Below are 17,449 nucleotides of genomic sequence, written 5' to 3'. Positions count from 1 at the left end.
GCCATGGACCTCGACGCGCTGCTGCACCATTATTTCGGAACCGACGATCTCGATACGCTCGACGACCAGGCGATTGACGCCGGCCGGGAGCGCGTTGCCATCGCCTTCGGCACCGAGCGCGACACGGGCCGGCGCTTCGCGCTGTGGATCGTACTCCACGCGCTCGGCGCCGCGCCCGATCCATCGATCGCCTTCAAGAACGAGACCGACCGCAAGGCCGCCGAGGACTATGCCTGGGCCGCGACGCGCATAGGGCGGCGTTGACGGAGACCATCGCGCTCCCCCTCGCCCGCCGGATCGCGCTTGCCGCGCAAGGCTTCGGCACCGCACGCCCCAGCATCGTGGGTCAGGCGCAGCTTCGGCGCACGATCGACCGGCTCGCGCTTCACCAGATCGACAGCGTCAATGTTCTCGTCCGCGCACATTATATGCCCGCCTATTCGCGGCTCGGCGTCTACGACCGCGAACTGCTCGATCGCGCCGCATGGGGGCCAAGGCGTTCGCGCCGGATGTTCGAATATTGGGCGCATGAAGCCTCCCTGCTGCCACTGGACCTCCATCCGCTGTTGCGCTGGCGCATGGCGGAGGCCGATCGCGGCGAACGCGGCTGGTCATCGCTGCGGGTCTTCGCAACCGAACGCCGGCCCGAGATCGATGCCGTGCTCGCTCGCATCCGCGCGGAAGGACCGCTTGCCGCATCCGATTTCGACGAGGGCAAGAGCCGCAGCGGCTGGTGGGAATGGGGCGACAGCAAGCGCAAGCTCGAATGGCTGTTCTGGGCGGGGCACATCACCACCGCCACCCGCCGTAACAGCTTCGAGCGGGTCTATGATCTTACCGAACGGGTCATCCCGGCCGACATCCTGGCCTTGCCAACGCCGGACAAGCCTGCGGCGCACCGCGCCCTGCTCGAACGCGCCAGCCGCGCACTCGGCATCGCGACAGAGGCCGATCTGCGGGACTATTTCAGGACGGGCGTCGCGGACACCAGGGAGGCGATCATCGGCCTCGCGGACGAAGGGCTGCTGGTGCCGGTCCGCGTCTTGGGGTGGCGGCAGCCGGCGTGGCTGCATCGCGACGCAAGGCGCCCGCGCCGGATCACCGCCCGCGCTCTGCTGGCGCCGTTCGATCCGCTGATCTGGGAGCGTGCGCGGACGGAGCGGCTGTTCGGCTTCCGCTATCGCATAGAGATCTACACGCCCGCCGATCGTCGCCAGCACGGCTATTATGTCCTGCCCTTCCTGCTCGGCGACCGGCTGGTCGCGCGGATCGATCTCAAGGCCGACCGCCAGGCGTCGCGTCTGCGGGTCCAGTCGGTTCATCTCGAACCCGATGCGCCAGCGGAGACCATGATCGAACTGTCGGAAGAATTATCGACGATGTCCGAATGGCTCGGCCTAGATGTTTAGTCCCGGCCTCTGATGGTGCCGAGTATAAACCGATCCGGCCCGACCGCCATCCGATCGGACGACGAGTGCCGGCACGCCTATGTCTATCATCTGGGCATGCGGCCGGGACGCTGGCCCGGCGCATCCTGTACCGGCGCGGACGTCGACCATCGGGGGGCGCGATGAACAGAAACATTGTCGATCTGGCCGGTTTCAACGACGATGGCTCGCAGATCGCCGGCAGGGCCGTGAAATCCGCCCTGCGCTGCATCCAGATATTGGAGATATTGCACAGCACGCGGATCGGTCTGCGGCTCCGCGACATCTCGAAGCTGATGCACTCCCCCAACTCCAGCGTGGACTATATCCTGAAGACATTGGTCGAGACCGGCCACGTGCATTACTCGATGGAGGATCGGACATACCGGCTGAGCCCGCGGGTCGGACTGCTGGGCAATTGGGTCGATCCGATGCTGATCGCGGACGGCCCCATCCTGCGGGCGATGCGCGAGCTGCACGATGCCACGGGCCATTATGTGTCGCTCGCCACCCCGAACGGGATGATGGCCGAGTTCATCCATGTCGAGATCGGCGATCACCCGCGCGAGACGATCGCGCTGGTCGGGCGCTCCGTCAGCCTGCTGCGTTCGCCGGTCGGCATCGCCCTGCTCACATTGGTGCCCGATTGCGAGATCGCGAACCTCGTCCGTCGCCACAACGCCGCGCCCGATCATCAGGCCGAGCCCGTCCAGCTGGATAGGCTGAAGGCCGATATCGAAGCCATCCGGCAGCAGGGCCATGCGGTCAAGCTGGACCAGCGGGGTTGGGTGCTGGCCATTCCCCTGCATCGACGGGGAGGTAGCCCGCTGGCGATTCTGCTGGGGACTCCGACATCCGCCATGGATATCGATGTGACGTCCTTGCTGAGCCGCCACCAGGAAATCTTCTCGAAATTGCCCGTAGCTTGACTCGAAGAGCCGGGCGAAATGCGAATTTCCCAGTAGTCCGCCTTCAGACATCGATCGCCCCCATGTCGTCGCGGCGTTCCGCCACTCGAGCCCAACCATTGGATGCGCTTGGCGCGATGGCGCCAAGACGACAGCGCCGGATCAAACTTTGAACAGAAAAATCCGTGTATGTGGATTTTTGCCCGGCGAGTGGATTTCGATTCCAGCCCTATGCATATTCGCCGCCAAACGGCTCGACGAAGCCGGCCGATATAATGTTGGGGAGGAAACATCATGCTGAAGTCATCGTTGCGCCTTGGCTGCGCCACCATCGCCCTCTGCATCGTCACGCCCGCCGTCGCGCAAGAAGCCGTTCCGGCGGATAACGGCCTGGAAGAGATCATCGTCACGGCGCGCCGCATCGAGGAGAACCAGCAGAAGGTACCGGTGGCGGTCACCACGCTGACGGCCGCGACGCTCGAACGTCGAAACGTCACGACGGTCAACGACATCCAGTTCAGCGTGCCCAACCTGCAGATCAGGCCGAGCAGCATCAATCCTTCGCGTCCCGAGATCATCCTGCGCGGCCAGCGCCAGGTGAACCAGACGGACGAGAATGTCGTGACCTACGTCAACGGCGTCCCGCAGGGCACGCGCGGCCTGACCCTCTATGATCTGGACAGCGTCCAGGCGCTGAAGGGGCCGCAGGGAACGCTGTTCGGCAAGAACTCCATGGGCGGTGCGCTCGTCGTCACCACCAAACGCCCGGTGTTCGACACCGAGGGCCAGATTTCCGCCGAATATGGCAATTACGACCGCAGGCTGGTCAACGGCATGCTGAACATCCCGCTCGTCACGGACAAGGTGGCCCTCCGCGCCGCCGGCCAGATCGAGCGGCAGGACGGCTTCTTCCGGAACGTCAATCCGGGGCAGAAGGATCTTAACAACCGCCACAATGAGAGCGGCCGCGTCAGCCTGCTCATCAAGCCCGACGACCGCTTCGAGAATCTGACCACGGTCGACTATATCCATCGCAACGAGATCCCAACGCCGGCGGTGATCGACGCCGCGCCGCTGAACGGCAATTTCTTCCGGAGCGTCACCCAACAGGCCGTAATGCAGCAGAGCGCCCTGGGCGGCGGCACCGCCGTGATAGACACCGCCAGGGGACTGCTCGTCCGCAGCGGCAATCCGTTCCGCTCGACCGCCTTCACCGGAGTCGGCAACACGCTGCCGGGCTTCTACTTCGTCAACGGCGTGCAGACCAATGGATCGCCACAGGTCATCAGCACCTTCGGCGCGCGTTCGGAGGTCTATGGACTGTCGAACGCCACGACCTACGAGCTGAACGACACGATCACCCTCAAGAACATCCTCGGCTACCGCCATGAGAAGGCGATAGACCATCAGGATCCCTCGGGCATTTCGGGCATGATCCTCAATTTCGCGGGCGTGCTGGGTAGCCCCGTGTCGGGCTACGCAACCAACAACGACACATATTATCGTAATAATTACAAAACCTTCTCCAACGAATTTCAGATCATTGGAACGATGGACAATCTTCGGTTCATCGCGGGCGGCTTCTACGCGCACACCAAGCATCTCTACGCGGTGAACTCGTCTTTCGTGGTCGGGCCGGCCTCCTTCTACGGCCCGCGCCCTACCCGTCATTCGCAGATGAACGACTCCACCGATTCCAAGGCGCTTTTCGCACAGGCCACCTATGATTTCAGCGGCGCGGGCCTCGACGGAGTGCGGGTGACGGCAGGCCTGCGCTACACCAATGACAAAAAGAAGAACGTCAACGAGAATTTCTTCACGAGCACCGTCGATCAGTTGCAGAGCTGGGACGCCAGCCGGCCGCAAGCGGCCTGCAACGAGCTCAATACGACGCTTGGCAACGTGGTCGCCGTCAACAATGGCGCCCAATGCCAGATCAGCGGCCAGCGCACCTACAAAGCGCTGACGTGGACCGCCTCGGTGGAATATCAGGCGACGCCCGATACGCTGCTTTATTTCGCCAATCGCCGCGGGTTCAAGGCGGGCGGCCCGAACCCCACGACCCGGCTGCTGCAGTATAATCTGTTCGGGCCAGAGCGGATCACCGACTTCGAGCTCGGCCTCAAGCATCAGGGCCGGCTGGGAACGGTCCCCTATCGCCTGAACGTCGCGGGCTTCATCGGCAAGTACAAGCAGATACAGACGACCGACATCCTGCAATTCTGCGCCAACCAGGCAGCTGATCCGGCCAATGGCCCGGCCTGCGGCACCTTTACCGACGCGATCATTCTCAATCTCGGCAAGGCGACGATCAAGGGCGTCGAGATCGACGCGTCGATCAAGCCGATCCCGCAGCTGGAGCTGAACGCCGGCTATTCCTACCAGGTCGGCCGTTATGGCGCGGGTTCGATCGTGCCGCAGCCTACCAATCCGGCGCTGCCGATCGCCAATTCCAACCCGATCAACTTCGCCGGCGGCGTCAATCTGCAGGGCTCCGAGTTCGCGGGCGTGCCCCGTACCACGCTCACCGCCTCGGCCACCCTGGATCTCGATTTCGTGCCCGAAAGCTTCGCCAAGACCCGGCTGAGCGCGAACTATTTCTATCGCGATAGCACCAAGGGCCTGGCCGTGCAGGGCATCTACCAGACGCCCAGCTTCAGCACGATCGGCGGCCGGATCTCGTTCGACAATCTGTTTGGGTCAGACGTTTCGTTGGCCATCTGGGGCTCGAACCTGGCGGACAAGCACTACAAGCTGTTCTGCTCGAACAACCTCAACAGCATCGGCTATGCCACCTGCAAATGGGGCGATCCGCGCACCTATGGCGTGACGGGTACGGTGAAGTTCTAGGACGGGCTCGGGATCCGATCGCGTCGGATCACCGGCTCCGTCTGCCTTGCTGCGATTTCCGGGCCGGCACCTGAGCCCCGGCCTGGAATCGCTTTGAACCGGTGCGGCCGTCGGTCCCGCCGGATGGAGGAGCGATTATGAACAAGGCTGCTGCCGGTCTCGGCGGAGCGATCATCGCGATCGCTTTGATGGCCTCAACAGGGGCGCTCGCCCAAGGCGTCGCGCACCCCGACGACAGCCTGCGAAGCGCCCCGATCAAACGGCCGGTGCTCGGTACGCCCCAGCAGATCGAAACCGAAACGCTGCTCATCCGCCTGCTCGGCGAGCCGCAGATCAGCACGATCCGTCGCAAGCTCGCGGCCGAGCTGGAAGAGACCGCGACCGGCCGGACGATCGACGGCGCGGCGATGCTCGATCGCGCCGTGTGGCAGTGGACGTCGTCGTTCATCGCGGGCGAGATCACCGCGCTGCAGCCCGTGCCCGGATTCTTCTGGTGGGAGGATGCGCCGCATACGCTGGGCGGTCACACGCTGTGGGGCACCGGCATCGGCAGCGACCTTCCCGACAATATCTACCGGCGGGTCCCGGTCGACGGCAGCGGACAATATGAGATCACTGGCCGGTTCGACATGTCGAGCCGACCGTCGATGATGATCTTCGAATTGATGCGCGGCCGGATTGGGCCGGTCCCGCTCAACGATCAGATCAAGAAGGCGGACATGGGCAATCATGTCAGCTCGATCACCGACGAGCAGATGACGATCGCGCCGGACGGCAGCTTCCGGATCACATTGGGCGGGTCGGCCGGCGCGGGCGACCACATGGACAGCGCGCCCGGCGATGTGACGCTCATGGTCCGCGAGACGCTCACCGACTGGAACCAGCGGCCCGCAGAACTGCATGTCCGCCGCATCGCCGGCGCCGCGCCCGCCGCCCTGTCCTATGACGAGCTCAAGCGCCGCGTGATGACGGGCCTGCCCGCCTATGTCCGCTTCTGGAGCAACTGGCACAACATCAACATGGGCGGCCTCGAGCCCAACAGCTACAGGGCGCCCGTCGCCCGCGCCGGAGGTTTCGGCTACGCCGGCAAGCTGCGCTTCCAGCTGGGCAAGGACGAGGCGATCCTGCTCACCCTGGCCTCGGGTGGCGCGAAGTATTTCTCGGTCCACGTCAGCGATCCGTGGGAGATCACGGCCGATTCACGGCGTTACCAGATCAGCCTGAACCCTTCGCAGTCGCGATCGAATGACGACGGCACCTACACCTATCTCATCAGCCCGACCGACCCCGGCGTCGCCAACTGGGTCGACACGGCCGGCCTGCACGACGGCTACGCGATCCTGCGCTGGCAGCGCACGCCGAAGGATTTCGACACCGCGACGGCCGTCCGCGATTTCCGGGTGGTCAAGCTGGCCGACCTGGCGACGATGCCGGGCCTCGTCCATGTCTCGCCGCTGCAACGCAGGCTGGAGCAAGCGGTCAACTTCGCCGCCTATGAACGTCGCCAGCGCGACTGAGCCGATAGGAAAGCCGGCCGGTGCTGTCGCCATGTCGCCCCCTCGGCCGGTCGGTCGTAAGCTGAGCGCGTGGAAAGGCGATAATCTTCCGACAGCGGGTGAAAACGCGCAGCGTCTCTTCAATTACGAAGGTCCGACGTTTAGAGCACCGATATTCCCTCCTTCCCGCCGGTGCCGCTATGACAAACATCTCCATTGATCCCGCCAGGCTGGCCGAGGAACTGGCCGCCGATGAGGATGTCGTCCGTGCCCTGCGCGAAAATGGCGATGTCGCGGAGAAGGTGCGACCCGTCGACGTGCATTTCGAGGGTGACGCCGAAGCCATTTCGCAGATCGAGGACGATGCGGAGCAACTCGGCTGGCGCGTCGTCGACATTACCGAGGAAGACGACGGCCAGGCGACGCTGTGGCTGCAGCGCGACCAGACGACCACGGATAGCGCGCTGTGCGGCCTGACCGAAGATGCGCTACGCATCGAGGCTACCTATGGCGTGGGTTATGACGGCTGGGGCACAGTCGCCGAAACGGAGACGGACCACCATCCTTAGCTGAGGTCACCGTGCGGACCTTCATGCCCGCTTGCGCCTTACCGGCCGTCGCTAAGAACGGCACCCGGCGCTTCGAAGCGGCCGCCCACCTGGTCAGAAGATTTGGTGGTATAGCGGTAATGCGCTATACGAGGCTCGTTCGCGTGACTGGCGAGAAAGGTGGAGCACCACCGTGGAGCGCGAATGAAGCCGCCGCTCGCCTGGGCACCCTGTAAATAAAGGTGCTGATATGTCCGATCCCACCGATATCTATAACTGGCGACGCCTCGACAGCCGCGTCACCACCTCAGGCCAACCCACCGAGGAGCAGCTTGGCGAACTGCCAATGCTCGGGATCGAGCACGTCATAAATCTGGGCCTGCATACGCATGAAAAGGCTTTACCTGATGAGGCAGCCAGCCTCGCAAGGCTTGGCCTTGTCTATAAGCACATTCCTGTGGAGTTCGAGCGGCCGACCGAAGAAGACTTCGTCAAATTTTGCGAAGCAATGAGCGAGATAGGCGACAAGAGTGTGCACGTTCATTGTATAGCCAATATGAGGGTATCAGCCTTTCTTTACCGCTGGCAGAAAGAGGTCTGCGGGCTCGACGACGCAGAAGCGCGGGCGTTGATGGACACGGTGTGGCAGCCCGGTGGCGTATGGGCCTCGTTCATCGGAGATGATGTCGGCAGCTCAATGCCCCATCGTCCACCGAAAACGCTCATCTCATGAGATCAGCGATGGGCACGTCCACACTAACGCTGGCGGCGGCAAGACCTCGCCATACCAACATTGCAGTAATCGCACCCGCGTCCTAGAGCCCCCGCATGGATCATCAGGTGCATGTGATCGGCGGCGGGCTCGCCGGATCGGAAGCGGCGTGGCAGCTGGCGGAGGCGGGTATCCGCGTCCGCCTGTCGGAAATGCGCGGCATCGAAGCCACCCCTGCCCATCAGACCGACAGCCTGGCGGAGCTGGTCTGCTCGAACAGCTTCCGGTCGGACGATCCGAACAACGCCGTCGGCCTGCTCCACGCGGAGATGCGCGCGCTTGGATCGGTGATCCTGAGAACCGCCGACGCGCATCGCGTGCCGGCCGGCTCCGCGCTCGCTGTCGATCGCGAGGGCTATGCCGAGGCCGTGACGCAGGCGATCAGCAGCCACCCCAACATCCAGCTTCTGCGCGAACGGATCGACACCCTGCCGATGGACGGGCCGGTCATCGTCGCCACCGGGCCACTCACCGCCGCCGCGCTGGCCGGATCGATCGGAGATGCGACCGGCGCCGATTCGCTGGCGTTCTTCGATGCCATCGCGCCGATCGTCCACAGGGACTCGATCGACATGGACATCGCCTGGATGGCGTCGCGCTGGGACAAGGGCGAGACGAAGGACTATATCAACTGTCCGATGGACAGGGAGCAATATCTCGCCTTCCATCAGGCGCTGCTCGACGGCGAGAAGACCGAGTTCAAGGACTGGGAGAAGGACACGCCCTATTTCGATGGCTGCATGCCGATCGAGGTGATGGCGGAGCGCGGCGTCGACACGATGCGCTATGGACCGATGAAGCCGGTGGGGCTCGACAATCCCCGCACAGGCCGCTGGCCCTATGCCGTGGTCCAGCTGCGCCAGGACAACGCGCTCGGCACCTTGTGGAACATCGTCGGCTTCCAGACCAAGCTCAAGCATGGCGAACAGGTGCGACTGTTCCGGACCATTCCCGGCCTGGAAAATGCCGAGTTCGCAAGGCTTGGCGGGCTGCACCGCAACACCTTCATCCAGAGCCCGAAACTGCTCGACGAGCGGCTCCGGCTCAGGGCGCGGCCGCATATCCGCTTCGCCGGTCAGATCACCGGCTGCGAAGGCTATGTCGAGTCTGCGGCAATCGGGCTGCTGGCGGGCCGCTTCGCCGCGGCGGAACTGCTGGGCAAGGCCATCGCGCCGCCGCCGCTGACCACCGCGCTCGGCGCGCTGCTTGGCCACATCACCGGCGGCGCCGACGCCGACAGCTACCAGCCGATGAACATCAATTTCGGGCTATTTCCTCCCGTCGAAGGCGCCCGCGGCGGCCGCAAGCGCAAGGCCGATCGCAAGGCCATGTACGCCGAGCGCGCCCTCGAAGACATGAAGGCTTGGATCATGTCGAGCCAGGAGGCTATCGCCGCCTGATGAGGTGATTGAGGCTGGCGGCCTGGCCGGTACGGATGTCCTGGCCCTGGTCGCACTCCTGCTCCAGGTCGGTGCGGATCTTCTCCAGTTCCTTCTCGGTGAGGTGCTCGATCCCGATATATTCGTTGCGCGCCTCCCTGTGCGACCGGATCAGTTCGTCCAGCTTCGACTGCATCGACGCGGCGTCACGGTTCTGGGCATTCTGGATCAGAAACACCATGAGGAAGGTGATGATCGTGGTGGTCGTGTTGACGATCAGCTGCCACGTATCGGAAAAACCGAAGATCGGTCCACTCGCCGCCCACAGGATGATCGCCGTCAGCGCTACTACAAAGGCGAGCGGCTGGCCGACGGCGGAAGCCAGTTTGCCGGCGATATGGGTAAACCAGCGATCCATTGCATGAAGTCCTTCATTCCCCGCGGTGAGTTCCGAGCCGCATTTCAGCGCGACCTTACCGTCGTCGGAGCGGACCAGATAGGCCGGATTGCCGGGCGTGCCGCGCGGGCGACCGTGTGCGCTCGATGGTGCGCTGGACGCGGCGCTCGAAACGCTCGGTGATCTCGCCCTGCACCTCATGCCTCCCCGCTTCCAGAGGATCTTTTGGCCTTTGCGAAAGCTGTTCGCCATTGCGGGACTCTTTCGCCGGATTAACTCATGATAAGGGGCGCTGTTCCGGTTGCCTTTGATGCCCGACGCGCTAGAGGCGTGCCGATGGACGCTTCCCAGCTTCGCGTTGCCCTGTTCACCGGCAATTACAACTATGTTCGCGACGGCGCCAACCAGGCGCTGAACCGGCTTGTCGGCTATCTGCTCGGCCAGGGCGCGGCGGTCCGCATCTATTCGCCGACGGTGAAGCAGCCCGCCTTCCCCCCGACCGGAGACCTCGTCAGCATCCCGTCGCTGCCGGTGCCGGGTCGCGCGGAATATCGCTTCCCGTTGATGATCCCTCCCAGCATCAAGCGCGACATCAAGCGCTTCGATCCCAACATCCTGCACGTCGCGAGCCCCGAGATCCTCGGACACCGCGCGGTGAGCCTCGCGCTGCGCCGCAAATTACCGGTGGTGGCGTCGGTCCACACCCGCTTCGAGACATATTTCCGCTATTATGGCCTCGCTTTCCTCGAACCCGTGGTCGAAGCCCTGCTGCGCCGGTTCTACCGCCGCTGCGACGCGATCTTTGCGCCGTCGGAATCGATGGCGCAGCTGCTGCGCGAACAGCGGATGAGCTATGATGTCGGCATCTGGTCGCGCGGCATCGATCGGACGATATTCCAGCCTGGACGGCGTTGCCAGGATTGGCGGCAGTCGCTGGGGATCGCCCCGGACGACGTGGCGATCGGCTTCGTCGGCCGCCTGGTCATGGAGAAGGGCCTGGACGTCTTCGCCGACGCGATCGACCAGCTGATGCGGCGACAGGTAAAGCACAAGGTGCTGGTCGTAGGCGAGGGACCGGCCCGCGACTGGTTCGAGAAACGGCTGCCCGGAGCGATCTTCGTCGGCTTCCAGAAGGGCGAGGAGCTCGGCCGCGCGGTCGCCTCGATGGACATGCTGTTCAATCCGTCGGTCACCGAGACCTTCGGCAATGTCACGCTTGAAGCCATGGCGGCCCGGCTACCGGTGGTCGCCGCACGCGCGACCGGCAGCGAGAGCCTCATCGAGGATGGGGTCACGGGCCGGCTGATCCAGGCGGGCCGCACCCAGGCCTTTGCCGATGCGCTCCAGCATTTTTGCGAGGACGAAGCGCTGCGCCGCACCGTCGGCGAGGCCGGCCTCAAATCGAGCGAGCGCTATGGCTGGGACAAGGTCAACCAGGAGTTGGTCGACGCCTATCTGCGCATCATCCGCCAGCATGGCGCAGGCGTGCGGCTGGCGCGGCAAAGCCCGGTGCCTTAAGGCTCACGCATTCCGCCAGTCGAACGCCAGCGGCGCTTCCCGAAAGGCGAAACGGTCGAGGTGGCGCGCGACGGCACCCTTCAGTCCTTCGAGTTGGGCGTCGCAGGTCGCGTCGATCCGCACCGCCAGCGACTCCGGGTCCGCATCGAATGTCACCAGCGCGTCGCCCGGGTGATTCGCGCCGCGCGCGTCCTTTGGTAGCACCGCGTTGCCATGGGTGGGCGTGAACTCAACCGCCAGATTATGCGACCAATGCTTGCAAAGCTGCTGTAGATATTTGCTGCCGCTCGTCGTCGGCACTATCGCGATCGCGACCACCATCACAGCCTCTCAATCTTGCGCGCCGTCTCGTCGAGCAGGGCGGCTATGTCATGGGCGAGGTCGGGCGAGCGGTCGCCGTGCCGCATCCGGGTCCGCAGCGCCATCGCGAGGTTGACCATCGCGCGCTTGACCGGCGAGCGATCGTCGTCGCTGCGCTGCTCGCCAAGCGCTTCGAGCCGCGCGAACAGCGCCTCGATCATCTCGGCCTGCTGGCCGACCTCGAGCTTGCCCGCATCGGTGATCGCAAATAGCCGCTTCGAGCCTTCGGCCGCCTGCTCGGCGATGTGGCCCATGTCCTCGAGCAAGGTGAGCGTAGGATAGACGACGCCGGGGCTGGGTGCATAGGCGCCGCCCGATCGTTCTTCGATCGCCTTGATCAGGTCATAGCCGTGGCGCGGCTGCGCGCCGATCAGGCTAAGCAGGATCAGCCGAAGCTCGGCGCCATCGAAGACGCGACGCCGCCCACCGCCCCTGCCGCTTCGGCCTTCGCCGAAACCCTCACCAAAGGCTTCGCCGAATCCACCGCCGAAGAAACCGCCATGGCGGCCGCGCATCGCATGTCTGGTGCCGTGGCCAGCGGCGCGATGCTGTCTGTGAAAACCGAACATCATTACTCCCTACTCGTCAAACGGAGTCACTTTCGATATGTCTAAGATATATCTTGAGTGGATTTTTGCAAGACCCTTCTTCTGCCCCCTGTGCGCGTGCCGATCGCGCGCCTATATCCACTGCGATGGCCGATCTCTTTGCGCCCGAACCCTCTGCCGCCTTGCCCGTCGATGCCGCGCCGCTGGCCGAACGGCTGCGACCCCGCAGCCTCGACGAGGTGATCGGCCAGGAACATCTAACCGGCCCGGATGGCGCGATCGGCCGGATGGTGGCCGCAGGCCGGCTGTCGTCACTGGTGCTGTGGGGGCCGCCCGGCACCGGCAAGACGACGATCGCGCGGCTGCTCGCCGACGCCGTTGGCCTGCGCTTCGCGCCGGTGTCGGCGGTGTTCTCCGGCGTCGCCGATCTCAAGAAGATCTTTGCCGAGGCGCGCGAGCACGCCCGGCTGGGCACCCGAACATTGTTGTTCGTCGACGAGATCCACCGTTTCAATCGTGCCCAGCAGGACAGCTTCCTGCCCTATGTCGAGGACGGCACCGTCGTCCTGGTCGGCGCCACCACCGAAAACCCGTCCTTCGAACTCAATGCCGCCCTGCTCAGCCGTGCGCAGGTGCTGATCCTCAACCGGCTCGACGCCGCGGCGCTGGGCCGGCTGATCGCTCGCGCGGAGGATATCGAAGGCCGCGAACTGCCGCTCACCGACAATGCTCGCGCAGCGCTGGTGGCCTCGGCGGATGGCGATGGCCGCTTCCTGCTCAACCAGGTCGAGACGCTGTTCTCGATCGCGATCGATCACCCCCTCGAGCCCGGCGAGCTGGCGGCGCTGCTCCACCGCCGCATGCCGGTCTATGACAAGGACCGCGAGGGCCACTACAACCTCATCTCCGCGCTTCACAAATCATTGCGCGGCTCGGACCCGCAGGCTTCGCTCTATTATCTCGCGCGGATGCTGACCGCGGGCGAGGAGCCGCTCTACGTCCTGCGCCGGCTGGTCCGCTTTGCCAGCGAGGATGTCGGCCTCGCCGATCCGCAGGCGCTGGTGCAGTGCCTTGCCGCCAAGGATGCCTATGATTTCCTGGGCTCGCCCGAAGGCGAGCTGGCGATCGTGCAGGCCTGCCTCTATCTCGCTACGGCGCCCAAATCCAACGCAGCCTATGCGGCACAGAAGGCGGCGTTCCGCTCGGCGCGGGACACCGGCTCGCTGAGCCCGCCCAAGACGATCCTCAACGCCCCCACCAAGCTGATGAAGGACATCGGCTACGGCAAGGGCTACGCCTATGACCATGATGCCGAGGACGCTTTCTCGGGCGACGATTACTGGCCCGAGGAAATGGGCGCCCAGACCTTTTACATGCCCTCCCCGCGGGGCTTCGAGGCCAAGATCGCCGAGCGCCTCGCTTATTGGGAAAAGCTGCGCCAGGAGCGGCGGGAAGGATGAGCCCCGACCGCGCCAGGGCCCTCGACTGGGAAGGCGTCACCGCCTTTGCCGCCAGCCTGCCCGGTGCCGAGCGCTCGACCTATTATGGCGGGCCCGCCGTCAAAGCCAATGGCAACGCCTTCATTGCCCCGGGGCGCGAAGACGGCAGCTTCTGCCTCATGATCGACCGCGACACGGTCGACATGCTTAAGGAAACCGACCCCGAGACCTATTGGCAGACGCGGCATTATGAAGGTTGGCCGTCGGTGCTGGTCCGCTTCGACAGCCCTGATCCCGAGCGCGTACATGCGATGATCGAGCGCGCCCACCAGCAGGCGCTCGCCAAGAAGCGGCCGAAGAAGACATAATGCACCGCCGCTTCAGGCGCTTCGCCTGCATCGACTGGTCTGGCGCCAAGGGTGAGCGGCAGAAGGGGATTGCGGTAGCGATCAGCGACGGGCCCGGACGGACGCCGCGCCTCATCGAGCGGCCCTGGTCGCGGGAGGCCGTCCTCGAATGGCTGCTCGACCATGCCACCCGCAAGACCGACCTTCTGGTCGGCATCGACTTCTCAGCTGCCTTGCCCTTTCTCGATGCCAGCGCCTATTTTCCCGGCTGGACGGAAAGCCCCGCCGACGCGCGCGCGCTGTGGCGGCTGGTCGACGAGACGTGCCGGGCCGAACCGCATATGGGGGCGGGAACACTGGTCGATCATCCCGAGGCCAGCCGCCACTTCCGCCGTCATGGCGGCCGGCAGGGTGACTTGTTCGGGCCGGGAAATGGCCGGCACCGGCTAGTCGAACGGATCTGTCGCGATCAACGCCACGCGCCCGCGACGAGCAGCTTCAATCTGGTCGGCGCGGCGCAGGTCGGCAAATCGAGCCTGACCGGCATGCGCCTACTCCACCGGCTCGACGGGCGCGTGCCGGTCTGGCCGTTCGATCCGATCCCCGCGCGGGGGCCGGTGATCGTCGAGCTCTACACCACGATCGCCGCGCGACAGGCGGGCCTGCGCGGCGGCAGCAAGATGCGGGACGCCGACCGCCTGCAAGCGGGCCTCGCGGGTTATGGCATCCATCGGGTGCCGGTGCTGGCCAGCTATGACGACCACAGCACCGACGCGATCCTCGCTGCCGCCTGGCTCGCCCAGGCCGCGCCGCGCGACGAACTTTGGCACCCGCCCCTGCTTACAGCCGACATTGCCGCAGTCGAGGGCTGGACGTTCGGCATTCCCTGACGCAATAGGGACAGCGTGTGCCGGCTTAGCTCAGTTGGTAGAGCACCTGATTTGTAATCAGGGGGCCGCGGGTTCGAATCCTGCAGCCGGCACCAGCACCACCCTTGTGCATACCGGAGACATGGGTGACAGGTTGTACCTAAGACATGGGCAACAAGCTCGAGCCGAACGGGTTGCCGGGTGTTGCAAGGTGCGCTGCTCCAGATCGATGTAGCCGACACCCTCGCGCATCGACCGCCATGGATCAGTGTGCGGGCACTTCTTCGGCCCCCTTCCCCCTGACGTTGACGCCAAAGCCGGTCATCACGGGCATGGCATTGATGGGATCGCGCCCGAGGAGACGGTGGGTCAGCCGGTTCACGTTGACACCGATGCCGCCGCCCCAGCCATGGGTCATCGCCACGACCCCGCGGCGCATCGTCGGATCGGCTGCAATCGGCGTCTCCAGCACGCCATGCGCCGATCGGATCTCCGCGACATCGCCGTCAGCGATCCCCAACTCCGCCAGGTCGGCGGGGTGCATCCAGGCAGGATTGCGAGGCACCCGCTTCCGGATCGAAGCGAGGGCATGGTATTGCGTATTCTGAACCTCGCGCATCCTGCGCACCGAAAAACGGAACCTCCAGAGTGTGTCATCGCCACCGCCTTCAGCGGCCAGCTCGCCCATTTCCTGCAACACATCGACGGGTGCCACGGCAAAGCGCGCATCCGACGAGCCAGGCTGGACCTCCATCGGCGCCACGTCGAACACCCTGCCACCCTCGGCTGCCCTGATAGTCTCGAATGGCACAGCGCTCCCCTCGAGCATCATGGCGATCAATGACTCGCTGTCCGGTCGCGCGCCATAGTCGAGCACATGACCAGCGACGCTCAGTTCGAGCTGCAGGCGCCGGCCAAGCTCCCAGAACACCAGCCAGTCATCGACGAGTTCAGCACCAGAGGGCGGAGCGATCACAGGCTGCACATATTGAGCATAAGGCTCCTGCAGGATGAACGCTTCATAATCCCCGCCCGAGATGTCGTGGCGTTCCAGCATCATTGGCGGCGGCAGGATATAATGGGCCAGCCGTCCCGTCTCCGTCAGGAAGGGGTCGATCGACACCAGCAACTCCAGCTGCGCGAAGGCGGCGGCGGCGTCACTGCCCGGAATGGCATTCACCGGGTTCCCCCCGTCGACGATCAGCGCAGCGATACGATCCTCACCCCGCGCTTGGATCATATCGGGCAGGGTCGCGGTCATTCGCTGGCCGAAGATCATGCCGAAGCCATGGCCATCGCGCCATCCGCTCTCCCAGCTGCGCTGCGGCGGGATAACCTGCTCGAGCCGTAGCGTCCTGGTGCCGACCACTCCTGGATTTGGCACGGCGTCGCCGGCTCGCGGATAGCGCCCGCAGACGATGTTGAGGCATTCGAGAAGATGCTCCGCCAGGTTCGAATGCGGCCCCATGTTCGGGCCGGTCCCCGAGGCGGCGGTCCCCCGCTTGGCGCGGTCGGGCAACGGCTCGGCAAACATCGCCGCGGCGGCTTCGATCTCCGCCGCGGTCACGCCGGTCCGCGCCGCCACAGCCGCGGGCGTGAAGGGCTCCAGGGCCAGGCGCAACATGTCTATGCCATCGACAAAGCGCGCGCAGAACACCTTGTCCTGCCAGCCGCAGGCCAGCACGACATGCAGCAGGCCCGCCATCAGCGTGGCATCCTCGCCGGGCAAGGGGCGCAGGTGCAGATCGGCGAACCGTGCCGTTTCCGTCTCGCGGGGATCGATGACGATCAACTTCAATCCGCGCGCGCGCGCCTCCTTGAGCCCTTTCATCGGGTTCTGGAGCGTGAAGTTGAAGGTCGAGAGCGAAATCAGCGGGTTGGTGCCGACAGCCATGAGGACATCGGACTCGCGCACGGGCGTGCGTCCTCCGGCCCAGGCCCCCAACCGCTCGACGTTGATCCACTTGGCGGACTGGTCGATCGTCATCGTCGAAAAGAAAGAGCGCGAGCCCAGCGCGCGCAGGAATTCCGGCAGCAAGGCATTGGCCAGGAAGTTGGTGTAGTTCATCGTGCCGCGAAACCCCGCCACGGCATGCGGTCCGAGCCGCTCGATAATCGCACGCATCCGCTCAGCGATCTCGTCGAGCGCCTGTTCGAGCGGGATACGCTGAAACGTGCCGTCTTCCATCCGCTTCAGCGGGTGAAGGATGCGATCGGGGCTGGCATGCGCCTCGTCCAACGTCAGCCCCTTGATGCACGCATAGCCGCGCGTCACGGGATTGGCGTGATCGCCACGGATCGAGACCAGGCGGCCGGCATCGTCGAGCGACAGGCGCAAACCGCATTGTCCCGCGCACATCCTGCAGGAGCTGATCACCTCGCGCATCGGCATCTCCCTTTCACGCGGCCAGCGCACCGCCGACCCAGCAGCCAGCCCGCTCTTTTTCCATGAGGGTTCCTCACCCTCTCCGGCGCGCATTGCCTGCAACTAAGGCATCGACGACTTGCTTGTACCTCTGGCTCGAACGGTGGCAGCCCGCGATGCCGCCGCAGTCGGCGGCTGGCAAGGGCGGCGCAATCCCATCACAATC

16 protein-coding genes, 1 tRNA gene and 1 riboswitch are annotated in these 17,449 nt (G+C 64.8%); of the genes, 13 read left to right on the top strand and 4 right to left on the bottom strand.

Features of this window, described 5'->3' with window-relative positions; translation table 11 throughout:
* Positions 1-3 precede the first annotated feature (3 nt).
* The 8 genes from AC1DQK_RS10660 to trmFO all read left to right on the top strand — a co-directional run bounded on the left by AC1DQK_RS10660 (position 4) and on the right by trmFO (position 9,401).
* Complete coding sequence (locus AC1DQK_RS10660; protein WP_477870223.1) at positions 4-264, top strand: hypothetical protein; 261 nt, start codon at positions 4-6, stop codon at positions 262-264.
* Entirely contained in the window at positions 261-1,409 is a 1,149-nt protein-coding gene (locus AC1DQK_RS10655) for a winged helix-turn-helix domain-containing protein (protein WP_477870221.1), read from the top strand. Before AC1DQK_RS10660 ends, AC1DQK_RS10655 begins: the two co-directional genes overlap by 4 nt.
* 161 nt (positions 1,410-1,570) lie before the next feature.
* Positions 1,571-2,356 (top strand): IclR family transcriptional regulator, encoded by a 786-nt coding sequence (locus AC1DQK_RS10650; RefSeq protein ID WP_477870219.1) that lies wholly within the window; start codon positions 1,571-1,573, stop codon positions 2,354-2,356.
* 273 nt (positions 2,357-2,629) lie between these two features.
* The gene (locus tag AC1DQK_RS10645; protein WP_477870217.1) at positions 2,630-5,185 is read left to right on the top strand and encodes a TonB-dependent receptor; all 2,556 of its coding nucleotides are present in this window, start codon (positions 2,630-2,632) and stop codon (positions 5,183-5,185) included.
* Positions 5,186-5,322: 137 nt separating this feature from the next.
* Positions 5,323-6,702 carry a hypothetical protein gene (locus AC1DQK_RS10640; RefSeq protein ID WP_477870215.1) on the top strand — a complete coding sequence of 460 codons (1,380 nt, stop codon included), beginning with the start codon at positions 5,323-5,325 and terminating at the stop codon, positions 6,700-6,702.
* A 179-nt stretch (positions 6,703-6,881) separates the two neighbouring features.
* Positions 6,882-7,250 carry a ribonuclease E inhibitor RraB gene (locus tag AC1DQK_RS10635; protein ID WP_477870213.1) on the top strand — a complete coding sequence of 123 codons (369 nt, stop codon included), beginning with the start codon at positions 6,882-6,884 and terminating at the stop codon, positions 7,248-7,250.
* Between the two features lie 133 nt (positions 7,251-7,383).
* A riboswitch (ZMP/ZTP riboswitch) is annotated at positions 7,384-7,463 on the top strand.
* 16 nt (positions 7,464-7,479) lie between these two features.
* Entirely contained in the window at positions 7,480-7,962 is a 483-nt protein-coding gene (locus AC1DQK_RS10630; RefSeq protein WP_477870211.1) for a protein tyrosine phosphatase family protein, read from the top strand.
* A gap of 95 nt (positions 7,963-8,057) precedes the next feature.
* Positions 8,058-9,401 carry a methylenetetrahydrofolate--tRNA-(uracil(54)-C(5))-methyltransferase (FADH(2)-oxidizing) TrmFO gene (gene trmFO / locus AC1DQK_RS10625; RefSeq protein ID WP_477870209.1) on the top strand — a complete coding sequence of 448 codons (1,344 nt, stop codon included), beginning with the start codon at positions 8,058-8,060 and terminating at the stop codon, positions 9,399-9,401.
* On the opposite strand, the gene AC1DQK_RS10620 is transcribed toward trmFO, so the two are convergent.
* Positions 9,388-9,798 (bottom strand): low affinity iron permease family protein, encoded by a 411-nt coding sequence (locus AC1DQK_RS10620; protein ID WP_477870207.1) that lies wholly within the window; start codon positions 9,796-9,798, stop codon positions 9,388-9,390. The genes trmFO and AC1DQK_RS10620 overlap by 14 nt on opposite strands.
* Before the next feature lie 315 nt (positions 9,799-10,113).
* Between AC1DQK_RS10620 and AC1DQK_RS10615 the strand changes: the two genes are divergently transcribed.
* A complete protein-coding gene (locus AC1DQK_RS10615) occupies positions 10,114-11,295 on the top strand; it encodes a glycosyltransferase family 4 protein (RefSeq protein WP_477870205.1) in 1,182 nt (393 codons plus the stop codon).
* Positions 11,296-11,298: 3 nt separating this feature from the next.
* Here AC1DQK_RS10615 and AC1DQK_RS10610 read toward each other — a convergent pair whose 3' ends face one another.
* The gene (locus AC1DQK_RS10610) at positions 11,299-11,616 is read right to left on the bottom strand and encodes a DUF2218 domain-containing protein (protein WP_477870203.1); all 318 of its coding nucleotides are present in this window, start codon (positions 11,614-11,616) and stop codon (positions 11,299-11,301) included.
* Positions 11,616-12,224: a PadR family transcriptional regulator gene (locus AC1DQK_RS10605; protein WP_477870845.1), complete on the bottom strand. Its 609-nt coding sequence runs from the start codon at positions 12,222-12,224 to the stop codon at positions 11,616-11,618. The genes AC1DQK_RS10610 and AC1DQK_RS10605 overlap by 1 nt, the downstream gene beginning before the upstream one ends.
* A gap of 125 nt (positions 12,225-12,349) precedes the next feature.
* Between AC1DQK_RS10605 and AC1DQK_RS10600 the strand changes: the two genes are divergently transcribed.
* From AC1DQK_RS10600 to AC1DQK_RS10585, 4 genes are all read left to right on the top strand, one after another.
* Positions 12,350-13,663, top strand: a complete 1,314-nt coding sequence (locus AC1DQK_RS10600; protein ID WP_477870201.1) for a replication-associated recombination protein A — start codon at positions 12,350-12,352, stop codon at positions 13,661-13,663.
* Positions 13,660-14,010: an MmcQ/YjbR family DNA-binding protein gene (locus AC1DQK_RS10595; protein ID WP_477870199.1), complete on the top strand. Its 351-nt coding sequence runs from the start codon at positions 13,660-13,662 to the stop codon at positions 14,008-14,010. Before AC1DQK_RS10600 ends, AC1DQK_RS10595 begins: the two co-directional genes overlap by 4 nt.
* Positions 14,010-14,879, top strand: a complete 870-nt coding sequence (locus AC1DQK_RS10590; protein WP_477870197.1) for a hypothetical protein — start codon at positions 14,010-14,012, stop codon at positions 14,877-14,879. Before AC1DQK_RS10595 ends, AC1DQK_RS10590 begins: the two co-directional genes overlap by 1 nt.
* 19 nt (positions 14,880-14,898) lie before the next feature.
* Positions 14,899-14,974, top strand: a tRNA-Thr gene (locus AC1DQK_RS10585).
* A gap of 149 nt (positions 14,975-15,123) precedes the next feature.
* Here the strand turns inward: AC1DQK_RS10585 and AC1DQK_RS10580 are convergent.
* A complete protein-coding gene (locus AC1DQK_RS10580; RefSeq protein ID WP_477870195.1) occupies positions 15,124-17,244 on the bottom strand; it encodes a molybdopterin-containing oxidoreductase family protein in 2,121 nt (706 codons plus the stop codon).
* Between the last annotated feature and the right edge of the window lie 205 nt (positions 17,245-17,449).

This window comes from Rhizorhabdus sp. P4_G5 (assembly GCF_056401065.1).
Note: the sequence above shows the minus strand (reverse complement) of the source record. Positions and strands in the feature narration are given on the sequence as shown.